This is a genomic window from Paenibacillus amylolyticus (assembly GCF_036894225.1).
In the GTDB taxonomy this organism is placed as follows: domain Bacteria; phylum Bacillota; class Bacilli; order Paenibacillales; family Paenibacillaceae; genus Paenibacillus; species Paenibacillus amylolyticus.
Genome location: NZ_CP145892.1, coordinates 4,221,019 through 4,243,732 on the forward strand (window position 1 = coordinate 4,221,019; position 22,714 = coordinate 4,243,732).

Below are 22,714 nucleotides of genomic sequence, written 5' to 3' on the forward strand. Positions count from 1 at the left end.
CGATTACTGTTTTTGAATCTCCAGAATAACATTGTTCAGGAGATACAATACAATATTATCATTATCTCTGAGAGATTGCACGCTTAAAGTATTGTCACCCTGGTGAACAAATACACTTGATCCGAGTGCAAAACGATAGTTTGTGTCTGCTGTCGTTTCCCGTTTAACCAAAATTTGGTTACCAACGCCATCATAAGACCAGAATTGTTTGCTCATGACAGTTAGTACTCTGAAGCGTGTGGAATTATCCGTATCTTTTGTCATTTCCACACGATCTCCGACCGTAAGACTCGTCAGTGAAGTTAATGTGGAGCCAGATTTCACGACTTTAACAGAACCGCTAACAGACACGGTTTCAGTCTGGCCGTTAAACTGCTTGAGCGTTACAGATGAAGCATCCACCGCTGTAACTTCAGCCAGCGTACGCTTCACGACTTGAACCGCTTTTGGCGTAGCTCCTTCAAACGTTACATTAATCAGGTTGCCTGCTGTCAGTTGTGAAGGCGTGATCGTCTGACCACTCTCTCCTGTCAGTACGGCTTGATCCACGTAGAACTGACTTGTCAACAGATCGGATTTTACTCGAATACGACTATTTGCTTCCAAGGCAACCACTTCGAATTGAGCCACAGTGTTCAGTGAAACCTTCTGCACTACATCCTGATTTGCTCCAAGCGTTACGGTCACTTTGTCACCAATCTTCAAATCTCCCAGACTTGCGCCCGATTTGTTATAGATCTCAACCGTAGGTAAGGTAGTATAAGGCACTGTAATCGTCTGATTACCAGACAACACACTGATTTTTCTGCCCGTTGTGTCAATGTTGCTGATCGTACCTTCATACTTGTAAATCACTTTAACGGACAACGCACGTGTTCCCACATAGGTCAGATCCAATTTGCGACCATCATTCAAAATCGACTCCAGACCAGCGAGTGTAGGTTTGGTCGTATTGTAGTCCAGTTTGGTTTTTTCGTCCAATGTAAATACAAACGGTTTTTTGTTGTTGTCCAGTACGGTAAGTACCTTTGTTTTGCTGTTGTAAGATACAACCGTTACTCCGTTCATAGGTTCCATTTGACGTCCAATCACCTGAATACGTGTTACCTGATCGTCAGAGTTCAATGACAACTCCACCTGATCCCCGTTCGTTGCATCCGTGATGAGATCATTTAGCGTCGCATCCTGAATACCATTAATAATAACTTCCGGCTTTTCAGTCAGCAGTTTCGCCTCAAGGGAACCCCCTTCACGTTTGAACGTTAACGTGGACTGGTTGCCACCGATCTCAACCAATGTTCCGCGCACAGATTGCTCCACACCTTGAGACAATGTGATAGTTTGCAAAACACTGTCCTTTACAGTGTATTTTACGGCACTGCCGGCTTTGAGATCAGCCACTGATATGATACGGTTTTGATATGTGATAAGCAGATTGTCATTGTATGCAAACTGCTCTGTAGCACCCGCTGCATTGACAAGTTTGATCGTTTTGCCAGAAGTGGATACTTCAGCAATTACGCCATTGTCACTCTTGTTAACAATGCCGGATTTCACACGAATAGCAACTGTTTTTTTGTCAGTCGAGAACGTCTCACGCTGTACTTCGATGATGCTATCTGCCGTAATATCGGATAGTTTGATTGCATTACCATTCTGATCGATGAATGCAGTTGCCTCATCATAACTATACGTTTCGTAATTCTCGCCCACAAAGATACCAATTTTATTACCAGACAATGAACGTGCAAATGTACCTTCAACACTTTCCACCTGCGGTGTAGCATCAACAACTTCCACATAGGAAGCCCCACCTGCAGAACCTACAACCATAACTTTTGTATACAGCTTCACATCTGTGGCGGAAGCACGAGTCTCACTGTCTTTCGTAAAGTAAGGCGTACTGCTGTTCACTGTGAAGTTAACGGCTTTGCCGTCCACAACCAGCGTGATCTGCCCATCTTTCAATCCTGTCACATAACCCGTGGTTGTGTTCGGGTACGTTGTATCCGTTAATGATTCACCACGACTGAAGAAGGTAGCCAGTTGAGCACGGGTTACGGAACCAGTTGGATTGAATTTGTTGCCTTCCACACCTTTGGCCAGATCCAAGCTAACAGCCAGATTGACATAACCTTTACCACTTTCGGAAATACTTGCATTATCAGCAAATCCGGTAGATTGATTGTTTTGTGCCTTCGCTTCAGCATCCTTATCCAATGAACGGATTAACAATTTTGTAATCCATTCCCGTGAAGCTGGTTTTTGACCCCAGGAGGTCTTGGATACATCCACCGTTGATTCTTCCGTTTTGTCAATCAGTCCCAGTTGAAGTGCCAGCGCGACATATGGCTTGAAATAATTTCCCACTTCCATGTTTGTCGGTAATGCCGCAGCCGTGTCGGTATTCAACTGGCCCTCTTGATTCATAAAACGGATTGCCATTGTTACAGCTTCTTGCTGTGTTACCGCGTCTCCTGGACGGAACAGGCCGTTGTTACCGAGAAGAATACCTTGATATGCCAGTTTGTACACATGTTTCTCAGCCCAGTATCCGACCTTGATGTCACTGAACAAACCAGTTGGTGCAGCCGTATTTGTTATTGCAGCAGTCTGACCCTGCCCCGTTTCTGTTGATTCTGCTGCCATGGCAGCTCCGCCGGCGCTAAGGGCCATCATGCCTGCAAGCACGGCTGATACTACTTTTTTAGAGTGTGATGTATGGTTATATTTAAAAGTCACCTATGATTCCCCTCTCTCATGTAAAACGACCCATATTCCGTGGATTCCCGGTACAACAGCATGCTGTACAGCCTATTCGGATCTTGTCATTGGATGTTCAAGATCCACATGGCCCATCAGACTCTCCGTCTGCTGACCATCCACCAGTAAATCAAGTGATTTTACTTCATCAAACTGGAAGAACGTTTGTTTTAGAGCATCCAGTGCATAAGACTCTCCACCTGCTCCAAGACGTGCCGTATCTGGCATATGAATATCCAGCGTAAGAGCTCCATCCTTGAACTGAACAGACTTCAATTCAATTTCTTTAGACCACAGCGGAACCAGTTTAGCGTCTTTGCTCTGTTGCAGTGATTCAAAGGCAGCTTTATATTTGGCATCATCCGATGCGTATGAAATCTCTGCCGAAGCTTTGTGCAACTCCAGTTCTTCTTCATCCGTATAGAATACAGTGATTGTTTTCTTTTCATTACTTTCGGAAGTTGCCGGCTTCTCCGTAGACGTTTCGCTTGGCGGAGTAGTTGTAGTCGCTTCCTCTGAGCTGCCTTCCTCCGTGGATTCTGTAGGCGTTGTATTCTCTTCAGGCTCAGCAGTTACCGGTTCGGTAATTGTTTCACCTTCAACCTCGGTTACATTGTTTTCAGTTCCTGCGCCTTGCGTCTGATTCGGAGCAGCTGTTGGCTTGCTTCCACATCCAGCAGCAACTGCCATAACCGTTACCAGCAAGGCTGCAATCCATATTTTCTTGTTCATTCTAACTCCGCCTCCTCAACATAAGGGCTTGTCCCTTATTTAATTCCCAGATACTCCTTGATTCCTGCAACAATCCCTTTGGCAACACTGTTCTGGAAACTCTCAGTGAACAGGGCTGCTTCGTCACTCTTATTGCTAAGGAATCCACCTTCCAGCAGAACTGCTGGCATTGTCGTTTCACGGGTCACATGGAGACTTGCCGTTTTCACTCCACGATCTTTCAGTCCGGAAGACTGTAAAAGATACTTGTGCATCACTGTAGCAAGTGCTTTGCTGTTGGAGCGTGTATAGAATGTCTCTACACCGTTCGCAGCAGCAGGGCCACTGTTAGCATGAATGGAGATGAAAATATCCGCTTTTATGTCTTGTGCAATCTTCACACGTTCTTTCAATGCCAAAAATGTATCATCGCTGCGCGTTAACACAACGTCAATTTTGGATTCTTTTTTCAACAAGGCTTCCACTTTCAGAGCCATTGCCAGATTGAAGTCTTTTTCACGTTTACCAGTTACACCGATTGCCCCAGGATCCTGATCTCCGTGACCTGCATCGATAACGACAACTTTTTTGCCATTATTACCAACTGGAGGGGCAGGTGTACCACTTTGATTGTCGAGGTTAATCATAACCAGTCCGGAATCATTTTGCACACTGTACCCTTTTGAACTGGACAGATCGATTACAAAACGAATTGTAGATGGACTGTTGCTGTATAACGAGTAACGAATCTTCGACACATCCGGATAGCCGCTAACGACGAGTTGTCCATTCTGGTTGCTGTCTAGAGCCTGTCCTTCACTGAACGAATCAGCAAATGCGGTATTCGGCAAGTCTATAACGATTCGATCTGGTCCTGTCATCGTGAAGACGTTCGGCTTCGTACTTCCGCTTGTTGCAATCATGAAGCGGTTGTCGCTGAAGCTGATGCCGTTCACCAGTACAAGACCTTCTTGATCCGATCCTCCGCCTTCATTGCCAGAGTTCGGAGGTGTGGTTGTCCCGTTTCCGGAACCTGAATTCTGGGTAACTAATGTTACCGTCTTCGTAGTATTGTTCCAACCCACCTTAAGACCCATTTCCTCACCAATAAATCGGAGAGGTACGAGCGTAGTACCATTTTTCACGAGTGGCGGGGCATCCAAGTTTACGTTACTGCCGTTCACCGTTGCCGTCTTCTGTCCAACAATCATCTGCATGGCAGTGTTGTCTTTGCTAATAGTCACTGTTTGAGTTTGCTGCTTCCACTCCACGCTATATCCAAGATTTTCGGACACAACCCGGATCGGAACCATCACCTTGCTGTTGATAATTTCCGCTTTTGTATCCGATGGCTGTACGATTTCTTTACCGTCTAGGATAATTTTCGTGTCTGTTGCTGCGTGACTATAGCCCGGGAATACGAGCCCAAAGACAAATAACAGTACCAAAAAACCGAACTTCTTCATCCTTCACCCCTACCATTCTCATATTTTTTTGCCGCATGTTGTCATTTTCCAACTCCGACTGACCGCTTGGGCATTACCAGACACCTATTAGACGCCCCTCGCTCTCAAAAGTTGCGAATATATTCCAACATAACAGAAAAAAAACGTTGTCAGATCAAGCTTTTTTTACATTTTAATGTCTTCTTTTTTCCTTATTTATCAAATATACATCTCTAAACAACGTAATACCCTAACCTTCATATTTGCGCACAATTCAATTTACAGTCCCAAAAATTCAACAATTCCGTCCACAATCGCCTGTGCACATTTGTCCTGGTATTCTTCCGTGAGCATGACTGCTTCATCTGTAGGGTTACTTAAAAAACCAAGTTCAAGTAACACAGCAGGCATGGTTGTTTCACGCGTCACATGCAGACTAGCCGTTTTAACCCCACGATCCTTGAGTCCTGTTACCGGTAACACATATTTGTGAAGAGCGTCAGCCAAAGTTTTGCTTTCTTTACGACTGTAGAGCGTTTCAATGCCGTTTGGTACCGGTGTAGTGAATTTGTTTCCATGAATGGATACAAAAACATCTGCCTGATTCAATTCAGCAATATCCACACGCTGTTTGAGCGAAAGTTCTGTATCATCCTGGCGTGTAATGACCGTTTGAATATTTGGGTATTTTTGAAGGGTTGCCTGTACCTTCAGTCCTACAGCCAGATTGAAATCCTTCTCATAAGCTCCTGACAAACTCACTGCACCCGATTGACGACCACCATGTCCCGGATCAATGACCACAATCGTTTTGCCATCATTGGTAGGTACTGCCGGTTGGCTTGTCGGTTCTCCACTCGTGGCTGTCAGGTCAACGAGCAAGACATTGTTATCTCCAACAGACCATTTGGCTGTAGCCGTCTGATTCATATCCAGAACGACACGCACGGTAGAAGGCGATTTACTGAACATGGCATACCGAACTTTGGAAACTATGGATGAATCCGTAACGAGAATCTGTCCACTCCCATCCGGGTTAGAGGCTTGTCCCTGAATGAATTCCTCAGAAAATGTCGCTGAAGGCAGATCAACAATAATTCGGTCTGGCCCACCAATACTGGATACTTTGGGGCTAATATTACCGTTTGTTGCTACAATCAAGCGATCTCCGCTGAAGCTGATGCCTTGAAGTTCTGTCAAACCATCCGGGACAGGTGCCTCAACGGGGTCACTGTCACCTTCCGTTTCAACTACGGGAGGAATACTAAATAGGCTTACTGTCTTGGTTCCATTGTCCCAGCCCACACGCAGACCCATGCCTTCCCCAACAAAGCGTAACGGAACAAGCGTAGTTCCCTGTTTGATCAGTGGGGGCGAATCCAGGTTCACCACGTTTCCATTCACTGTAGCTGCATCTTTGCCAGCCGTCATTTGAATCATGCTGTTTCCTTTTTGAACCTGGACTGACTGAGTTTCCTTCTCCCACTTCACCTTATAACCCAGGTTCTCGGATACAATTCGAATTGGAACCATGACCGTTTTCCCGATATTCTCTGCAGGTGCACCCGTCTGCTGGTTAATGGTTACACCGTCGAGTACAATCGAGGGCGTGGTGTCTGCATGGGCCATGATTGGGAATAAACATAGGAACAGAAGAAAAACGACTGCTGCCGACCATTTTTTCATACCTCATCCACCATTCTTTTTGTCTTTTGAACATCCGACCTGATTCTCTGCAGCGTAACATCAATGACAATATGTAACCTTCCATAATCTACTAATCAGTTTATCAGATATTGTCTGATCATCCGGTTACAACGTTGTCATATTTAGTCGGAAACTGAGTGGCAAAAAGTTGACTTTCTCCATTCGTCCAGTTCCCAAAATCATATTAAAATTACATTTCTCATCCATTTTTGCTATGCTGAGTTCAAATACTTGAATACAGGAGACTGAGCCTTGATGCCTAAAATACTGATCGTGGACGATGAAGCAGATCTTCGAAAGCTACTGACTGATTATTTTGAAATTAACGGTTATTCCGTGATGACAGCCAAGGACAGCCGGGAAGCGCTGCGGAAAGTGGAAAAACAACCCGATATCGTTTTGTTAGATATCAACATGCCTGAACAGAACGGCCTTCAATTATGTGAAAAAATTCGCGACTTTGTCTCTTGCCCGATCTTATTCTTAACGGCTCGAATCGAAGATGCTGATAAAATAGCAGGATTTCGTGCCGGAGGCGATGACTATATCCTGAAACCTTTCAGCATTCGCGAGTTGGGCGCCAGGGTCGAAGCACATATACGCAGGGAACAACGAATCCAAACTAAATCTTCGGTAAGGTTTAACAATGAATTGGTCATTGATTATACGGCCAGGGAGCTCTACTACCTGGATAAGCGAATTTCACTGCCCAAAAAAGAGTTTGATATTGTCGAATTGCTGTCCACGCATCCTGATATGGTGTTTGGAAAGGAACGCATATACGAAAAGATTTGGGGCATGAACGAGCAAGGTGACAGTAACGTGATCGCAGAGCATATCCGGCGAATTCGCTACAAATTAAAGGAATACGGCTGTGATAATCAAATCGAGACCGTTTGGGGAGTAGGGTACAAATGGCCAAGTTCATGACTAGGCTCCTGTTTTTAAAGCGATTGTCCTTGCTACAATCTTTTATGCTGTTGTGTGTGGTCACACTCATTGCCGTGCTTGCCGTTATAACTATGGAGTTTGCTTGGGCGGAGAACCTGCGGCTGCGTTTCGGAGAAACGGATTGGGTGATGCCCTCCCTCGTCACGGCGGTTCTGCTCACCGTAGCGACTGGAATTGTCACCATGGCCGTTCTATTTTACAGATGGAAGCTAAAACGTCCGCTGGAGCTATTAAAACGAGCATCCGAGAACATTTCGGCCAACGATCTAGACTTCCGCATTTCCTATGACAGCCAGGATGAGATGGGCGAGCTGATCACGCTATTTGAAAACATGCGCTCACAATTGGAAAAAAACCTTAAGACACTTTGGCGTTCGGTTGAAGAGCGCAAGCAGATCAATGCTATTTTTGCCCATGATCTGAGAACACCCCTGTCCGTGTTAAAAGGAAACGCCGAGCTTCTTGCCACCTATCTTCCTGAGAAGAAGTTGTCGGAAGAAAAGGTGCTGGACCTGATCCATACTATGAACCTTCACATCTTGCGTCTGGAGAGTTATGCAGAGGCCATGAACTCCATTCAGAGGCTGGAGGATGTGCCGTTGAACTTCCAATCGATGGATACGATCTCATTGACGGCTTTGCTGGATGGCAGCGCTGAACAAATCGCGAAACAGTTCGGTATACGTTTCGTCTCATCCGTGGAATATGATAATGCCTCAGTACATGTAGATCCCTATCTGGTCATGCAGATTTTCGAGAATATAGTGGCTAATGGGGCGAGATACGCAGCCAGTCAAGTGAACGTTCACTATGACGTTCAGGGAGGCATTATGAAGATTACCGTCTCAGAGGACGGTTCTGGTTTCTCTGAGGAAGCCCTGAGTAAGGCTATGCTCCCTTTTTACCGAGGCGAAGTATGGGATGCGAGCGAACATCGCGGGCTGGGCCTTTACGTTTGCAAGGTGTTTTGCGAAAAACATGAAGGTAGTCTTCGGATTGCAAACGGTCCTAACGGAGGTGGAAGCGTCACGGCAAGTATTGGGACCCGAGTTGATAAATAGTTGAAAATGATCTGATAACATCTCCTTATCTTGAATTCAAGGAGTGTTATCATGCTAAAACTGAAAAAAAGAATGTATATCACATTTAGCTGTTTGTTGTTATGTACCGCGTGGGCGTCCCCCTTATCCGCCAATGAAGCCAGAGACAGGACAGAAGTGCTGCAGGAGATCGACGAATATATGAATCGGAGCATGAAGACCAATTACATTAAGGCTGCTTCACTGGCGATTGCCAATAACGATGAGGTCTTTTACGCAAAAGGCTACGGGACATTGGCGGACGGCCAGAAGGTTACGGGCAACACCCCTTTTCCCATTGCTTCACTAAGCAAGTCCTTTACTGCTTTAGCCGTTCTGCAGCTGGTGGACAAGGGTCAGATCGACTTGGATGCGACTTACGCTTCCTATTTTCCAGAGCTTTCTCCACAGGACCCCCACGTTCTTGATATCACGGTCCGTCATTTACTGAATCAGACGAGTGGTCTCAATGACAAGATTAATCCCGATATGACAAAGACTCCGCAATTCCAATCACTGGCTGAAGCGAACCAATTATTAAACACGGTTCAACTTGCCCATATCCCCGGAACAGCCTACAGCTATCATAATCCCAATTACGTGCTGCTGGCGAACCTGGTGGAAAGTGTTAGCGGAGAGCGCTTTTCGGATTATCTGAAAAAACATATTTTTGAACCGTTAGGAATGAATCATACCTTCAGTGTCAATACAACGCAGCAATTCTATGAGAATAATACTATCCCGCTAGGACATTACCTGAGCTTGGGACGCGCTATAAGTCAATCCGAACCGCTTTGGTTCATTGAGGGCCCCGCCGGCATCGTTTCAACCGCAGAGGACATGTCCCTATGGATGCTTTCCCAATATAATGGCCGCCTCGTTTCCCCTGTGCTGATGAAACAATATCATGCCTCAGGAGCGATCGGTCCGTACGGCATGGGCTGGCTTGCAAACCAAGATGCGTCTAACGGCCAAACGATCTCCCACAGCGGCATTTTCTGGACCTACAAGTCCGAAGAACAGGTTTATTTGAACGAGCAAATGGGCATTGCCGTAATGTTTAATTCTGGTATAAACGCTTATGTGAATTACTCGGCATTTATTGATGGAATAGCGGATATTATGAGGGGACAGGAACCCCAAACCTCTTTTGTAAACGGTCGGAATATGGAAATGATCATGATTGCGCTGATCGTCGCTACGCTTGCATGGGGCATCTACGGCTATTCTCGCATACTTCGGAACTACCACCGCCTAACGATCAGCAAATTGATTATGATCACGGTTGGTAGACTGATCCCGGTTCTAATTCTCTTATCTCTGTCCCCCTTGGTTACGTTTATCGGCGGAGGACGTGTGCTGCCTTGGTTTGGCATCTGGACTACCCTATCAACTCCAATCATATGGCTTATGGTATGGTCACTTGTGAATTTCGTGCATTTGGCTTGTTATATCTATGTCTATTTTCAAAATACAAAAAACGACCCTTTGGAGTTACCTCAATAATCGATTTTTAGGTTCTCTATTTAGTCAGCTGTTATTGTATCTGTTGAAGTATTCGGTCAAGAAAAATCAGGAGTTCTATGTATAGCTGACTTATTAAGCTAATTTACTTCTGAAACTACAAAAAGCTTCTGTCTCACCGATGGGAACAAGGTCCCTTGGGCGAGGCAGAAGCTTTCTGTTATGCAATACTTTAACGATTAACCGAACAGTTTTGCCGCGTGGCGTTGTTCGTAAGCAGCGATCTCATCATCATGTTGAAGAGTCAGACCGATATCATCCAATCCTTGCAACAGGAATTGACGACGGTGCTCATCCAGATCAAAATCGATATGCAGTCCGTATGCATCAGTAATCGTTTTGTTTTCCAGATTTACATTCATCTCATAGCCTTCATGTGTCGCTGTACGTTGGAACAAGTCTTCAACTTGCTCTTCTGACAACTTGATTGGCAAGATTCCGTTCTTAAAGCAGTTATTATAGAAGATGTCTGCATAAGATGGAGCGATGACACAACGGAATCCATAGTCCAAAATCGCCCATGGCGCATGCTCACGGGAAGATCCACAGCCAAAGTTGGCACGTGAGATCAGGATGGATGCCCCTTCATAACGAGGTTTGTTCATTTCGAAGGAAGCATTATTGTTGCCCTCTTCATCAAAACGCCATTCATAGAACAAAAATTGTCCAAATCCGGTACGTTCAATCCGTTTCAGGAACTGTTTCGGAATGATTGCGTCTGTATCTACATTGACCCGGTCTACCGGTGCAACGATGCCTTGTAATGTTTTGAATTCTTCCATATTAAACGTTCTCCCTTCTGTCTGTTATAGATTAGATCGCTGCTTCTGTTTTGAAATTCCAATCCCGTACGTCCACAAAGTGACCCTTAACCGCTGCTGCTGCCGCCATTGCCGGAGAAACCAGATGCGTACGTCCTCCGCGTCCTTGGCGTCCTTCAAAGTTACGGTTGGAAGTCGAAGCACAACGTTGTCCTGGCTTCAATACATCCGGGTTCATCGCCAGACACATACTGCATCCCGCATCCCGCCATTCAAATCCGGCTTCCGTAAAGATTTTATCCAAACCTTCTTGTTCTGCCTGGATTTTAACTCGTCCTGAACCTGGTACAACAATTGCTGTAACCTGACTGGATACCGTGTGACCTTTAGCCACTTGTGCTGCTGCACGCAGATCTTCGATCCGACCATTGGTGCATGAACCGATAAATACATAATCAATTGGAATCTCGGCGATTGGTGTTCCCGGTTCAAGTCCCATATATTCAAGCGCTTTTTCAGCCGCTTTGCGTTCGTTTTCTGTAGGCAATTCAGCCGGAACTGGAACTTTAGAAGAAATGTCGGTTCCCATGCCAGGGCTTGTTCCCCAAGTTACTTGCGGAATCAATGTCTCCACATCGATTTCAACCACATGGTCGAATTCGGCACCTTCATCGGTTACAAGCTGTTTCCAACCCTCTACAGCTTCATCGAATTTGGCATCCGCTGGTACGTATTCACGTCCACGCAGATATTCAAATGTTGTTTCATCCGGAGCGATCAATCCTGCTCTTGCTCCACCTTCGATGGACATGTTGCAGACCGTCATACGCTCTTCCATGCTCAACTCACGGATGGATTCGCCTGTGTACTCAATAACATAACCTGTTGCAAAGTCTGTACCGTATTTGGCGATGACTGCGAGGATCATGTCTTTTGCGGTTACACCCGGGTTACGTTTACCGACAAAACGAACTTCCATCGTTTTGGCTTTTGCTTGTTGCAAACATTGAGTTGCCATAACGTGCTCAACTTCACTTGTTCCGATTCCGAATGCCAGTGCGCCAAACGCACCGTGTGTGGACGTATGACTGTCACCACATACAATCGTTTTACCCGGGTGAGTCAGACCCAGTTCAGGTCCCATAACGTGTACAACGCCTTGATCAATCGTGTCCAGATCATACAATTTCACGCCGAAATCACGGCAGTTTTGCGAAAGTGTATCAATTTGTTGTTTGGAGATAGGATCTGTAATGTTGAAACGGTCTTTCGTTGGAACGTTGTGGTCCATTGTTGCAAATGTCAGTTCAGGGCGACGAACTTTACGTCCGCTGAGACGAAGACCTTCAAATGCCTGTGGAGAAGTTACTTCGTGCACCAGATGCAGATCGATATACAGAATGCTTGGTTTGCCTTCTTCTTGATGAATTACGTGATTTTCCCAAATTTTCTCAAACATCGTTTTTTTACTCATCATTTTCACCTCATTATAAGTTCGTTCCTTGGAAGAGCCTCTGTTTTCTTTAAAAAGTGAAGCTCTTGAATGACATAAATATATCACCCTGTCCTTCATTGTTCCAAGATATAATATCTATAGATGTAATAGGTTTAACCTATAATGAGAGAAAGACAAATAAACCACTGCTCATCGCAGAGGTTTCAATTGATAACAATTATCATTATCATATAAGTCTTATACTACGTTCCCGCCTCTGCGCTGTCAATGCTTTTTATCTAGAACATCAAAAAACAGCCCTGAATCCAGAGCTGCTTTGCTAGTTTCTGTTATGAAATGAAAATTATCATATCAACGCCTTCTAATAGAGAGTACTTATCCGACTACTGTATTACAGACCGTTATTCGCAATCACATCTTTGTACCAATAGAAACTCTTCTTTCGTTTTCTCTCCAGTGTTCCATTGCCGTCATTATCCTGATCTACATAAATAAAGCCATATCGTTTCTCCATCTCTGAAGAAGAATAACTAATCAGATCAATCACTCCCCAACTGGTATAGCCCAGAAGTTCAACACCGTCCAGAATCGCTTCATGCATCTGTTCCATGTGAGAGCGGAAGTACTCAATACGATAATCATCCTGAATGCTACCATCCGCTTCAATCGTGTCTACCGCTCCAATCCCATTTTCAACGATGAACAAAGGTACCTCATAACGGCTATACAGTTCATTCAGTGAGATGCGCAGACCTACCGGGTCAATCTGCCAGCCCCAATCATTCGTTTGCAGATACGGGTTCTTCACCCCTCCAGTTGTATTGCCACTCACCTGCTCCAATCGGTCGCCATCCACACTTGATACCAGGGACATATAATAACTGAATGAGATAAAGTCCACAGTGTGTACTTTAAGAATCTCTTCATCCCCCTCAAGCATATCCAGGTTAATCCCTTTTTCGGCAAAAAATCTCTTCGTAAAGTACGGATACGCTCCACGCACCTGTACGTCCGTAAACATAAGATTGAATTGATTATCCCGGGAAGCAACAAGTACGTCTTCGGGATTACATGTATGAGCGTACGTTGTCAGTTTGGTCAGCATACATCCGATCTGGGAACCGGGAATGATCTCATGACAGTATTTCACTGCGAGCGCACTCGCTACAAATTGATGGTGCAACCCCTGATATACAGCCTGCTCCACATTTTCGAAACGCTCCGGAACAATACCACCACTCGTAAACGGATGACGAACAATGCTGTCAATTTCATTAAATGTAATCCAGTACTTCACTTTGTCCTTATAACGGGTGAACACGGTTTTACAAAAGTGAACAAAATACTCGACAACTTTCCGATCCGTCCATCCACCATGGTGATTCACCAGATACATCGGCATCTCATAATGCGACAACGTAATTAATGGTTCAATCCCTTGTTTCAGCATGCCATCAATAACGCGGTCATAGAACTGCAAACCGGCTTCATTCGGCTCTGTTTCGTTGCCATTCGGGAAAATTCGGGTCCAAGCAATAGATAAGCGCAACGTTTTGAGACCCATCTCCCCAAACAGGGCCAGATCCTCCTCATAGCGGTGGTAAAAATCAATGCCTCTGCGTTTCGGATATTCTCTGTCCGAGCTAGACTCCATCGCAGTTTTGATCTGTTCTTCATTGATCGCATTATGCTTTTTATACTCACTCTTGGCTACACCTTTTCGATAGATAGCAATGTCGGCTGTAGACAGACCTTTGCCATCCACATTCCACGCTCCTTCTGCCTGATTGGCAGCAATCGCTCCTCCCCATAGAAAATCTTCTGGAAACGTTCTTGTTGTATTGGTCATTGTGTATTCCTCCTTGGATTATCTCTGTAACTCTTTGATTCTTGCTCAATTGCGACTCATGACCCGATTGATATGAATAATCAAATACATCATCTCTTCATTGGAGATCGTATGTTCAAACCGAGCTTCAATATAATCCTTGATTAGCAGTACGCAGGCTTCTTCCTGCGGGTATTTATTCGCGATCTGTTCAAAGAGCTCATGATCCTGTGTGTTTAATGTTTTATGCTCAAAAAGCCGTTGAATGAAAAACTGCAAATGGGTCAAAAAGCGTGAATAGTTGATGCTGTGTGTATCCAGCTCCACTTGATAGTGAATTTTGATAATATTGAGTACATCCTTGACGGTATTGGTCATCATCATGACCTGATTCATATTGTCATCATTCTGCTGCGCATTAACGAGATGAAAGGCAATATTCGCCGCTTCCTCTTCAGGCAGGGAGAGTCCAAGCTGTTTTTGAATGAGAGACAGACCATGCAACCCGATGCTGAACTCCTGCGGATAGAACTTTTTCACTTCCCACAACATTCGGTTCTGGATCGTCATATTGTCCTTGAATCGCTTCATGGCCATATACAGATGATCCGTTAATGCGACATAGAGATGATCACTCAGATGGCGGGACAATGTATGTTTGGCATGGGAGATGATTTCATCAGCCAGAATCAGATATTCTTTTGGCGTTTCCTTCATCAGAGCGGTGAGATCCGAAGAGATCGTTTCATTTTCAAGGACATAGATCTTCTCGATCTCATCCTCGCCCACGACATCTCCCGGTTTGCTCCTGTAGCCGATGCCCTTTCCCATCACAATAATTTCCTTGTCATCCTCACCACGTCTGGCAAGAACAATGCTCGAATTCAATATTTTTATGACTTCCATATCAGGCTGCCTGCCTTTCATTCATATTTCAGCGGGTTATAACACCGTAATTAATGGTTTCCCCGGTCCTGTTGTCGCCGAAGATTCATTGCCCAGCACCTCCAGATAATCCGATGAATTGGTCACAATTACAGGGGTCGTGGTGTCATAACCTGCGGCTTGTATAGCTTCAAGATCAAATTCAATCAGGAGCTGACCATGAGAGATCTGTTCTCCTTCGTTCACTTTTACATCAAAATGTTGGCCTTTCAGTTTCACCGTATCCAATCCGACATGAATCAGAAGTTCTACCCCCTCTACCGATCTCAGACCGATGGAATGTTTGGTACGGAACACCGTTTCAATGGTACCATCAAACGGGGCAAACACCTTGCCAACACTTGGCTGAATGGCCATACCTTGTCCCATGGCTTCTTGCGAGAAGGCCTCGTCCTTCACCTCTCTTAATGGCAGAACTTTACCTTCCAATGGAGCAAAAACGATCTTTTTCGATTTGATCCCTTTGGATGGCTGGATTTCAGATTCGCCTCTCGCTTTGTTTGTAGGACTGCCTGCTATCGACACTGCTGTTGGAACAACATCCTGAAATCCAATGACATATACAGCGACAAACGCGACAATGGCAGAGATCAGCATGGTAATGATCGCATAGATAATATTCATATGATCTTCACTGATAAACATAGGCATAGATGCAATCCCCGGACCCACGGCAGCATATGCCTTGAGATTCACAATACCTGCGAACAACCCAGCGACTCCGGCGCCAATCATGCAGGCAATCAGCGTTTTCTTGAGCCTTAAATGTACACCGTACAGAGCAGGTTCCGTGATACCGAATACACCTGAAATTCCTGCAGACAAAGCGACTTGTTTCAGCTTGATGTCTTTGGTTTTGAATGACACCGCCAGTGCGCCTGCTCCCTGCGCCATATTGGATGCCAGCATCGCGACCAGCACCAGTGTTTCATATCCAGGTGAAGCCAAGGCTGCGAAAATAATGGGATAAAATACTTTATGCATACCGAACATGACAACCAGAGGCATCAGTATAGCCATAATGACAACGGTCAACCATCCAATCTTATCTTGAATCCAATAGATCAGGTTGGACATTCCCGTTCCGAGATACATCCCCAGAGGTCCAAGTACAATCAGGGCAACTGGAGCAACAATGAGAATAACAATCAAAGGTTTAAGGAAAATTTTGACTGGTCCTGGTGAGATCTTGTCCGCGAACTTTTCAATGTAAGACATGAACCAGACCGTTAAAATAATCGGTACCACGGATGTCGCATATTGAACGGATGCAACAGGAATGCCAATAAAGGACACCGGATCTTCACCGCCAAGCAGACCAATCATATTCGGGTGTAACATGATTCCACCAAACAGAACGGCAACAAAGGGGTTGGTTTTAAATCTATTTGCACTGGAATAAGCCAGTAGAATCGGAAGAAAGTAAAAGGCAGCATCAGACATGACACTCAAAACGGTATATGTCTGGCTCTCTTTAGACATCAGGCCGGTCACGGTCGCCAGTAGCAAAAGTGCCTTAAGCATGCCCGAGGCAGCAATGGCTGGGATAATAGGTTGGAAAATGCCTGCAATGACACTGGCAAAAGTATTAAACAGTCCTTTGGGGCTATAATCCGCTTTTTGTTTCTCCTGAATTTCGTTTGATTGCCGAGTATCCATCATCTTGGCAAGTTCATTGTAGACGTACGCGACGTCATTACCGATAATAACCTGATATTGTCCGCCGCTATTCACTGCGCCAATAACACCATCAAGGCTCTTAATTTCTTGGGTCTTCGCCATATCCGGATTCTTCAGGGTAAGTCTGAGCCTGGTAGAGCAATGAATTAACGTGTTGATATTATCATTGCCACCGACCAGCTCCATAATCGATTGGGCTAATTGTTTGTAATTCATGGTGCACCTCCGTTTCTTGATGGGAACAAAAAAAGACCTAAAAAGGGTAGGAAAAGAGAAACTCTTCCCACCCAATCTAGGTCTTGCCTGCCGAACAGTAACACGCCATCGTTGGATGAATGTTATTCAATTATATAAACGAAAAAGAATATGAACATTTGAAATGGTTCCGTACTAACACTTGAAACTGGCACACATGAAAACGTTGATTTTGTTTTACCCGGGTAAGTGGTTCTTATTAAGCGTTTTCAAAATCAGTATATCAACTCTTCTGATGGAGTGCAAGCGGTTAAGCGAAATTAATGATTTCTTCATCTGTAATGATATAATGGTGGCATAACGAAAGGAATGACCAATGACGATGGAATTCAGACAACTTCAATATACGTTGCAAATTGCGGCCGAACGCAATTTCTCCCGGGCAGCAGAGAAGCTGCATATTGCTCAACCTTCATTAAGCCAGCAATTATCCAAATTGGAAAAAGAACTGGGGGTACTACTGTTTCAGCGTAATACTAGTACCGTGGAGTTAACCCATGCAGGTGTTACGTTTGTCGAGCAAGCCCAGAAGATCGTAGATGCTGTGGAGCTATTGCGTCAGGAAATGTCCGACATCTCCCAGCTTCGCAAAGGTAAAGTCGTTGTGGGCAGCATGCCGATCACGGGATCACACCTGCTCCCACACGTGCTTCCTGCGTTTCAACAAGCTTATCCCGAGATTGAGGTTACCTTGTTGGAAGACTCCGGGCTTACGCTTGAGAAATTGACAGCAAGCGGCAAAGCAGATCTCAGTCTGTTATCTCTTCCTTTACAAGAGCCAAGTCTCGCCTATGTTGCCATTGGAGAGGAAAAGATTGATCTGGCAGTTCCCCCGAATCACCCTTTGGCACGCAGGGCAGATCCGAAACATCCGCTTCCCGTGCGAATTGAAGAACTTCGGGATGAACCCTTTGTTGTATTGAAAAAAGGGCAGGGCTTCCGCAAACTTACATTCGATCTCTGTGAGCAGGCTGGTTTTGATCCCCAAGTTGTGTTTGAGAGCACCAATATTGAAACCGTTCAGTCGCTGGTCGCCACTGGTATGGGCATTACACTGGTTCCACGCTTTATCGCCCGTGCGCCGCGCAGTGAGTTCGTGCCTGTGTATGTGCCACTTGCTGAGCCTACTCCTAGCAGAACACTTGTTGTGGCTTATCGTCAAGGCAGAGTGCTGTCGAAGGCAGCCGAAGCATTCATCCATACGTTTCAACAAACCGTGGCCGAACTGTCAAAGGGAGACTAAGAAATTGCTCTATGGTATAGGTACATTTCTTTAGGTACATTTCATACTGAACCAAAACAAAGGCTTGACCCTTATGGGCCAAGCCTTTGTCCTATACTCGTTTCCCGCATCCGCAGGATAGAGTTCTTACATTGCAATCACAGTAACTGGTTACAGTACAATGTTGCTTGTTAAGTTGTTTAGCTACAATGCTAATTTATAATGTTAACGTAGAAACGTACATAAGAAAACTTCATGTCTGGCGGTTTATTTACGCAAATTACGATCGCTTGTCAGCCTGTTTTGCTGATTCATTACACGGCCTTCGTCCTGAACAGTTGAATCAGGGGGTGATAGCCCTCCTGCTCCATTCTCTAAGAATGCCCTTAAGTGATCTTCCCTTGTGTTATCCTGTTCCAGTCTCCTGAGCGTATCTTTCACATGGTTGTCCATTGATTGATCATCCTCCTTGGTGACGGGATAGTTATCATTACCCGCGTCCTGGAAGAATAAACACTTTTTCTGAAGAATTTCATTTCAGTTTTTATTTTCCGCCAAAATAAACGCCAGGTCGACGGTCTTCAAATACGGGAATCCGTCCGCGAACCTCATCTACCAGAGATGGACGAATAATTCCGGTCACGATCTCTTCCCCTTCGCCACCTTCAGCCACAATCTCACCCCAAGGATCAATGATGAGGGAATGTCCGAAAAATTCGGTCTCTCCCCCTTTACCTACACGGTTACATGCGATCACATACATCTGATTCTCAATCGCTCGTGCGGTAAGCAACGTACGCCAGTGGTGCAGACGAGGTTTCGGCCATTCGGCGGGTACAATCAATGCCTTGGCACCATTCAAAGCAAGGGTGCGGGCAAGTTCCGGAAACCGGATGTCATAACAGATCGAAGCACCCGCTGTAAGACCGTTCTGCAATTCAAAAATTTCAGGTTCCGCACCTGGCTGTAAATATTTCTCTTCGTCCATCAGACGGAACAAATGTAATTTATCGTATCGTGTTACCTGTTTTCCTTCACGATCATAAGCGTACATTGTATTGTATATTTGACCATCCCGTTTCTCAGCAATTGAACCGCCAACGATGGATATTTGATGTTTTTGAGCAAAAGCAGACAGCCATTCCCGAGATTTCTGGCCTTCCGGGTCAGCGAGTTCATGAATTTGAGTCAAAGCGTATCCGGTATTCCACATCTCAGGTAACACAGCCAGCCCCAGATCCGGATATTGTTCTACCGCACGCTCAAGCAACGTCTGCATATGTTTATGATTAGCCTCAGGGTCTCCGAGTTGAATATCGCCCTGAATCAGGGCTACACGCATTTCTCCCTGTTGTTTTTCTGTCATGACAAGCACTCCTCTGAACCGTAATACCTGCTATCATAGCTTGATCCTCTTGAGGACTGCAAGCCTGTTTTTATTATGAACTTGCACACAACAACTCAGGGAGCAGGGTCAACAATCGATCACTCGTGAGCGCATCACCCACATTCCATGTTGACTCCTCCACAGGATATACCCGTCCATTCTGCACAGCCGGAAGGGCCTGCCAACTGGGACTTTTCATCAGCATCTCTGTAGCCTGTCTTGCCACAACTTCCTCAGGCAGCATAACAAACACATGATCTCCCGCGTACTGACGTACCGCTTCAGCCGAGATTTCCTTATAGGCTCTGCCTGCCACAAGTGCTTCCTTCACTTTGGTCACTGGCCTGAATCCCATTGGATGATATAACATAGGCGCCAGACCGATATTGCCCATAACAAATAATCGTGCACCCCGATGGTATGTAAATACGGATGCCGTTTCCCCCTCTTCAATCACAGTATGGATCTTCGCCCACATCTGCTCGGTACGCTCCGCATAGGAGGTTAGCCATTGTTCAACCTGCGGTTGTCTGCCAAACCAGCTGCCCAATCTGCGCATTCGTTCTTCCAAAGTGGCATGTGAATTGTAAGCAAGCGTCGGTGCAATCCGGTAAAGTTGTTCATACTGCTGTTCATTGCTGCTATCAAAAATAATCAAGTCCGGCTTCATGATAACAGCGGCTTCCACATTAACCGGAGCGACCGCGTCATATGTCCGTTCTTCCAGCAACTGAATGCCCAGCATCAGCATATCCCCAGCGCAATCTCCGTAATACATAATTCGCTCCGGATTTACTGGAATATTCACATCATGACCCAACCAATCTTGTACTAATGTCTGCTGCTGAATCGATCTGTCATATTGACGAGGAGATAATCCGGTCATTTGGCGAAAACGCCTGCTGAAATAATACTCATCCTTAAACCCCACGCGGCTCGCTATATCCCGAAGTGGTTCATCTGATTTGCGAAGCCAGTCCTTGGCATGTTTGATGCGAACATGATTCACATAATCGAGCGGCTTGTGACCCGTGAGTTGTCTGAAAAGGGTCGTATATTGTACAGGTCTGATCTCCGCAAGTCGTGCCAGTTTCTGTACAGTGATTTCTTCAGCATAATGGTCGTCCACATACTGAATCGTGCTGTGTAGTCTTGTCTCCATACTCTGTTCCGTCTTTGGAGAAGTGTACCGGGTAATGATCATCTCCATCCATTTTTGGAACTGTGCATTCAGATGGCTGTATTCAGCATCTGTTTTATAATTCCGAATGACATACATCTGCTCCAGCAACCCACTTAACGGAGCATAGGGATAACCATTCAATTGGTTTCTGTGCTCAAATAGAGCGCGGGTAAAGAGTTCGGGATCACCCGTCAACACATGAATAACATCAAAAGCCATTATGATATATTTCAATTCCGAGTTATTACGATGTTCAATCTGGTACCCCTCTCCCGGAGAAAGTGGATAAACACATCCCGTAGTAAACGGAAACTGTTCATGCCCTATATATAAACGCCCATCCCCTTCTTCACAGATCAGGAACGCATGTTTCTCGCAAGCAACTTCCAGCATCACCTGTTCAGGTGGTTCAATTCGACGTACCAGATGATCCAGCCGAAACATGAATGCTGAAAAGAACAACGCTCCCCCATCGGCATCCAAAGCCTGCATGTCGGTTCACCTCGTTTTTTCTAAAATGAGAATGATTATCAATCATTCTGTATGGTCTGATTATAAGCTAGAGATTGTTAATAATCCAGATATGAGTTTATTCAGCAAAAAAGAGCGTTCAACGAAATGTTGAAGGCCCCTTTCACTTTTTTTATAACTGCATTACTCAAAGGTGTTACTGCTGCCTCACTAGCTCGTCACCATTATTGAACCATCTGTTTTGGCAGCTCTTGTAACAGCCACTCCCTGGAAAGGGCATCACTAGAAGCTTTTACGATATTAAAACGATATACTTTTCCTTCTTTCACCGCAGGCAGGTTCTTCCAGATTGTACTATCCAGCAATTCCTTGGTGGATTGCTTCGCATCGTCGGTCACAGGATCCAGAATAAATATCCGATCACCGGCAAATTCAGATAATTTTTCAGTCGAAATCTCTACAAATCCCATGTCTTCATCCAATACTTTCTGGATTTCCGCGGTTGGCTTCAGCCCGTCTTTTCCGTATAACAACTGTGGCAATCCTGCACCCGCCATGACAAACAGACGATTCCCGGGATACATGGTGAATACCGAAGCAGTCTCCCCTTCTTTTAATCCGTTCTCATGAAGTTGCGTCCACATCTCTTCCGTCGCTTTTTGATGAGCCGTAACCCATTCCTCCGCTTCTTGCTTCTTATTCAACAAATCGCCAAGGATACGCATGCGATCTTCTATTAAACCAAACGAATCAAATGTAACCGTGGGTGCAACCTTTGCGATCTGATCATATTGAGCCTCGTCACTGTTGGAGAAAATAATCAGATCGGGATTCAGGTCTAACGCCTTTTCCACACTGATCGGAAATCCTACATCTTCTGACTGAGCAACCTGATCATCAAATACGGTTCCCTCTTGACGAAGTATGCCGACAGGAACTACACCAAGCGCGAGCAGATCCCCTGTAACTTCTCCATGATAGATAACTCGCTTCGGATTTACAGGAATCTCAACTTCATGGCCAGTCCAGTCTTTGAATATCCGGGTCTCGCCCTCGTTCGTCTCTTTCGTTGCAGTTTGGGTCTCTGTGGTTTCTGTGGCTGCTTTGGAATCATCTGCGCCAGCAGCAGGTGTTGCAGCCTGATTTCCACAAGCCAGTAGCAGGATGGATAACCATGTGATCGTTAATAATACTCCCGTATTTCGTATGCCCTTTTTCATTTCTATTTCTCCCCCTATATCATGTGCGTTGTGCCAGAAATTAATGATATTGATTATCATTATCGGATATTATCATAAAACATGGCTTCTCTCAGCTCAATGGACAAAACTAAATGAGTACTTTCA

17 protein-coding genes are annotated in these 22,714 nt (G+C 45.2%); 4 read left to right on the forward strand and 13 right to left on the reverse strand.

Annotated features, from left to right (window positions below; translation table 11 throughout):
* Positions 1 to 3 precede the first annotated feature (3 nt).
* The 4 genes from V6668_RS18650 to V6668_RS18665 all read right to left on the reverse strand — a co-directional run bounded on the left by V6668_RS18650 (position 4) and on the right by V6668_RS18665 (position 6,605).
* Positions 4 to 2,742 carry an S-layer homology domain-containing protein gene (locus tag V6668_RS18650; protein ID WP_338706417.1) on the reverse strand — a complete coding sequence of 913 codons (2,739 nt, stop codon included), beginning with the start codon at positions 2,740 to 2,742 and terminating at the stop codon, positions 4 to 6.
* A 72-nt stretch (positions 2,743 to 2,814) separates the two neighbouring features.
* Entirely contained in the window at positions 2,815 to 3,495 is a 681-nt protein-coding gene (locus tag V6668_RS18655; protein WP_036671957.1) for a GerMN domain-containing protein, read from the reverse strand.
* A 35-nt stretch (positions 3,496 to 3,530) separates the two neighbouring features.
* A complete protein-coding gene (locus V6668_RS18660) occupies positions 3,531 to 4,940 on the reverse strand; it encodes an N-acetylmuramoyl-L-alanine amidase family protein (protein ID WP_047843524.1) in 1,410 nt (469 codons plus the stop codon).
* Positions 4,941 to 5,198: 258 nt separating this feature from the next.
* Positions 5,199 to 6,605 (reverse strand): N-acetylmuramoyl-L-alanine amidase family protein, encoded by a 1,407-nt coding sequence (locus tag V6668_RS18665; protein WP_338706418.1) that lies wholly within the window; start codon positions 6,603 to 6,605, stop codon positions 5,199 to 5,201.
* 276 nt (positions 6,606 to 6,881) lie between these two features.
* Between V6668_RS18665 and V6668_RS18670 the strand changes: the two genes are divergently transcribed.
* The 3 genes from V6668_RS18670 to V6668_RS18680 are packed head-to-tail and all read left to right on the forward strand — an operon-like array spanning position 6,882 to position 10,162.
* Positions 6,882 to 7,556, forward strand: a complete 675-nt coding sequence (locus tag V6668_RS18670; protein ID WP_338706419.1) for a response regulator transcription factor — start codon at positions 6,882 to 6,884, stop codon at positions 7,554 to 7,556.
* Positions 7,541 to 8,638 carry a HAMP domain-containing sensor histidine kinase gene (locus tag V6668_RS18675; protein ID WP_338706420.1) on the forward strand — a complete coding sequence of 366 codons (1,098 nt, stop codon included), beginning with the start codon at positions 7,541 to 7,543 and terminating at the stop codon, positions 8,636 to 8,638. Before V6668_RS18670 ends, V6668_RS18675 begins: the two co-directional genes overlap by 16 nt.
* Before the next feature lie 51 nt (positions 8,639 to 8,689).
* The gene (locus V6668_RS18680; protein ID WP_338706421.1) at positions 8,690 to 10,162 is read left to right on the forward strand and encodes a serine hydrolase domain-containing protein; all 1,473 of its coding nucleotides are present in this window, start codon (positions 8,690 to 8,692) and stop codon (positions 10,160 to 10,162) included.
* A 197-nt stretch (positions 10,163 to 10,359) separates the two neighbouring features.
* Here V6668_RS18680 and leuD read toward each other — a convergent pair whose 3' ends face one another.
* The 5 genes from leuD to V6668_RS18705 all read right to left on the reverse strand — a co-directional run bounded on the left by leuD (position 10,360) and on the right by V6668_RS18705 (position 17,066).
* Positions 10,360 to 10,962 carry a 3-isopropylmalate dehydratase small subunit gene (gene leuD / locus V6668_RS18685; protein ID WP_036607574.1) on the reverse strand — a complete coding sequence of 201 codons (603 nt, stop codon included), beginning with the start codon at positions 10,960 to 10,962 and terminating at the stop codon, positions 10,360 to 10,362.
* A 31-nt stretch (positions 10,963 to 10,993) separates the two neighbouring features.
* Entirely contained in the window at positions 10,994 to 12,415 is a 1,422-nt protein-coding gene (gene leuC / locus V6668_RS18690) for a 3-isopropylmalate dehydratase large subunit (RefSeq protein ID WP_036607575.1), read from the reverse strand.
* A 373-nt stretch (positions 12,416 to 12,788) separates the two neighbouring features.
* Positions 12,789 to 14,246, reverse strand: coding sequence for a glycoside hydrolase family 1 protein (locus V6668_RS18695; RefSeq protein WP_338706422.1), 1,458 nt, complete (start codon positions 14,244 to 14,246; stop codon positions 12,789 to 12,791).
* Positions 14,247 to 14,291: 45 nt separating this feature from the next.
* On the reverse strand, positions 14,292 to 15,152 hold the full coding sequence (licT, locus tag V6668_RS18700) for a BglG family transcription antiterminator LicT (protein ID WP_338706423.1): 861 nt from the start codon (positions 15,150 to 15,152) through the stop codon (positions 14,292 to 14,294).
* Positions 15,153 to 15,167: 15 nt separating this feature from the next.
* Positions 15,168 to 17,066, reverse strand: a complete 1,899-nt coding sequence (locus tag V6668_RS18705; protein WP_338706424.1) for a beta-glucoside-specific PTS transporter subunit IIABC — start codon at positions 17,064 to 17,066, stop codon at positions 15,168 to 15,170.
* 361 nt (positions 17,067 to 17,427) lie between these two features.
* On the opposite strand from V6668_RS18705, the gene V6668_RS18710 reads away from it, so the two are divergent.
* A complete protein-coding gene (locus V6668_RS18710) occupies positions 17,428 to 18,348 on the forward strand; it encodes a LysR family transcriptional regulator (protein WP_338706425.1) in 921 nt (306 codons plus the stop codon).
* Between the two features lie 246 nt (positions 18,349 to 18,594).
* Here the strand turns inward: V6668_RS18710 and V6668_RS18715 are convergent, their stop codons facing one another.
* The 4 genes from V6668_RS18715 to V6668_RS18730 all read right to left on the reverse strand — a co-directional run bounded on the left by V6668_RS18715 (position 18,595) and on the right by V6668_RS18730 (position 22,588).
* A complete protein-coding gene (locus V6668_RS18715; protein WP_017687767.1) occupies positions 18,595 to 18,780 on the reverse strand; it encodes a hypothetical protein in 186 nt (61 codons plus the stop codon).
* 91 nt (positions 18,781 to 18,871) lie between these two features.
* Positions 18,872 to 19,693, reverse strand: a complete 822-nt coding sequence (locus V6668_RS18720) for a carbon-nitrogen family hydrolase (protein ID WP_076250027.1) — start codon at positions 19,691 to 19,693, stop codon at positions 18,872 to 18,874.
* 73 nt (positions 19,694 to 19,766) lie between these two features.
* Positions 19,767 to 21,389 carry an ABC transporter substrate-binding protein gene (locus tag V6668_RS18725; protein ID WP_076250026.1) on the reverse strand — a complete coding sequence of 541 codons (1,623 nt, stop codon included), beginning with the start codon at positions 21,387 to 21,389 and terminating at the stop codon, positions 19,767 to 19,769.
* 203 nt (positions 21,390 to 21,592) lie between these two features.
* Entirely contained in the window at positions 21,593 to 22,588 is a 996-nt protein-coding gene (locus tag V6668_RS18730) for an ABC transporter substrate-binding protein (protein WP_338706426.1), read from the reverse strand.
* Positions 22,589 to 22,714: the final 126 nt, after the last annotated feature.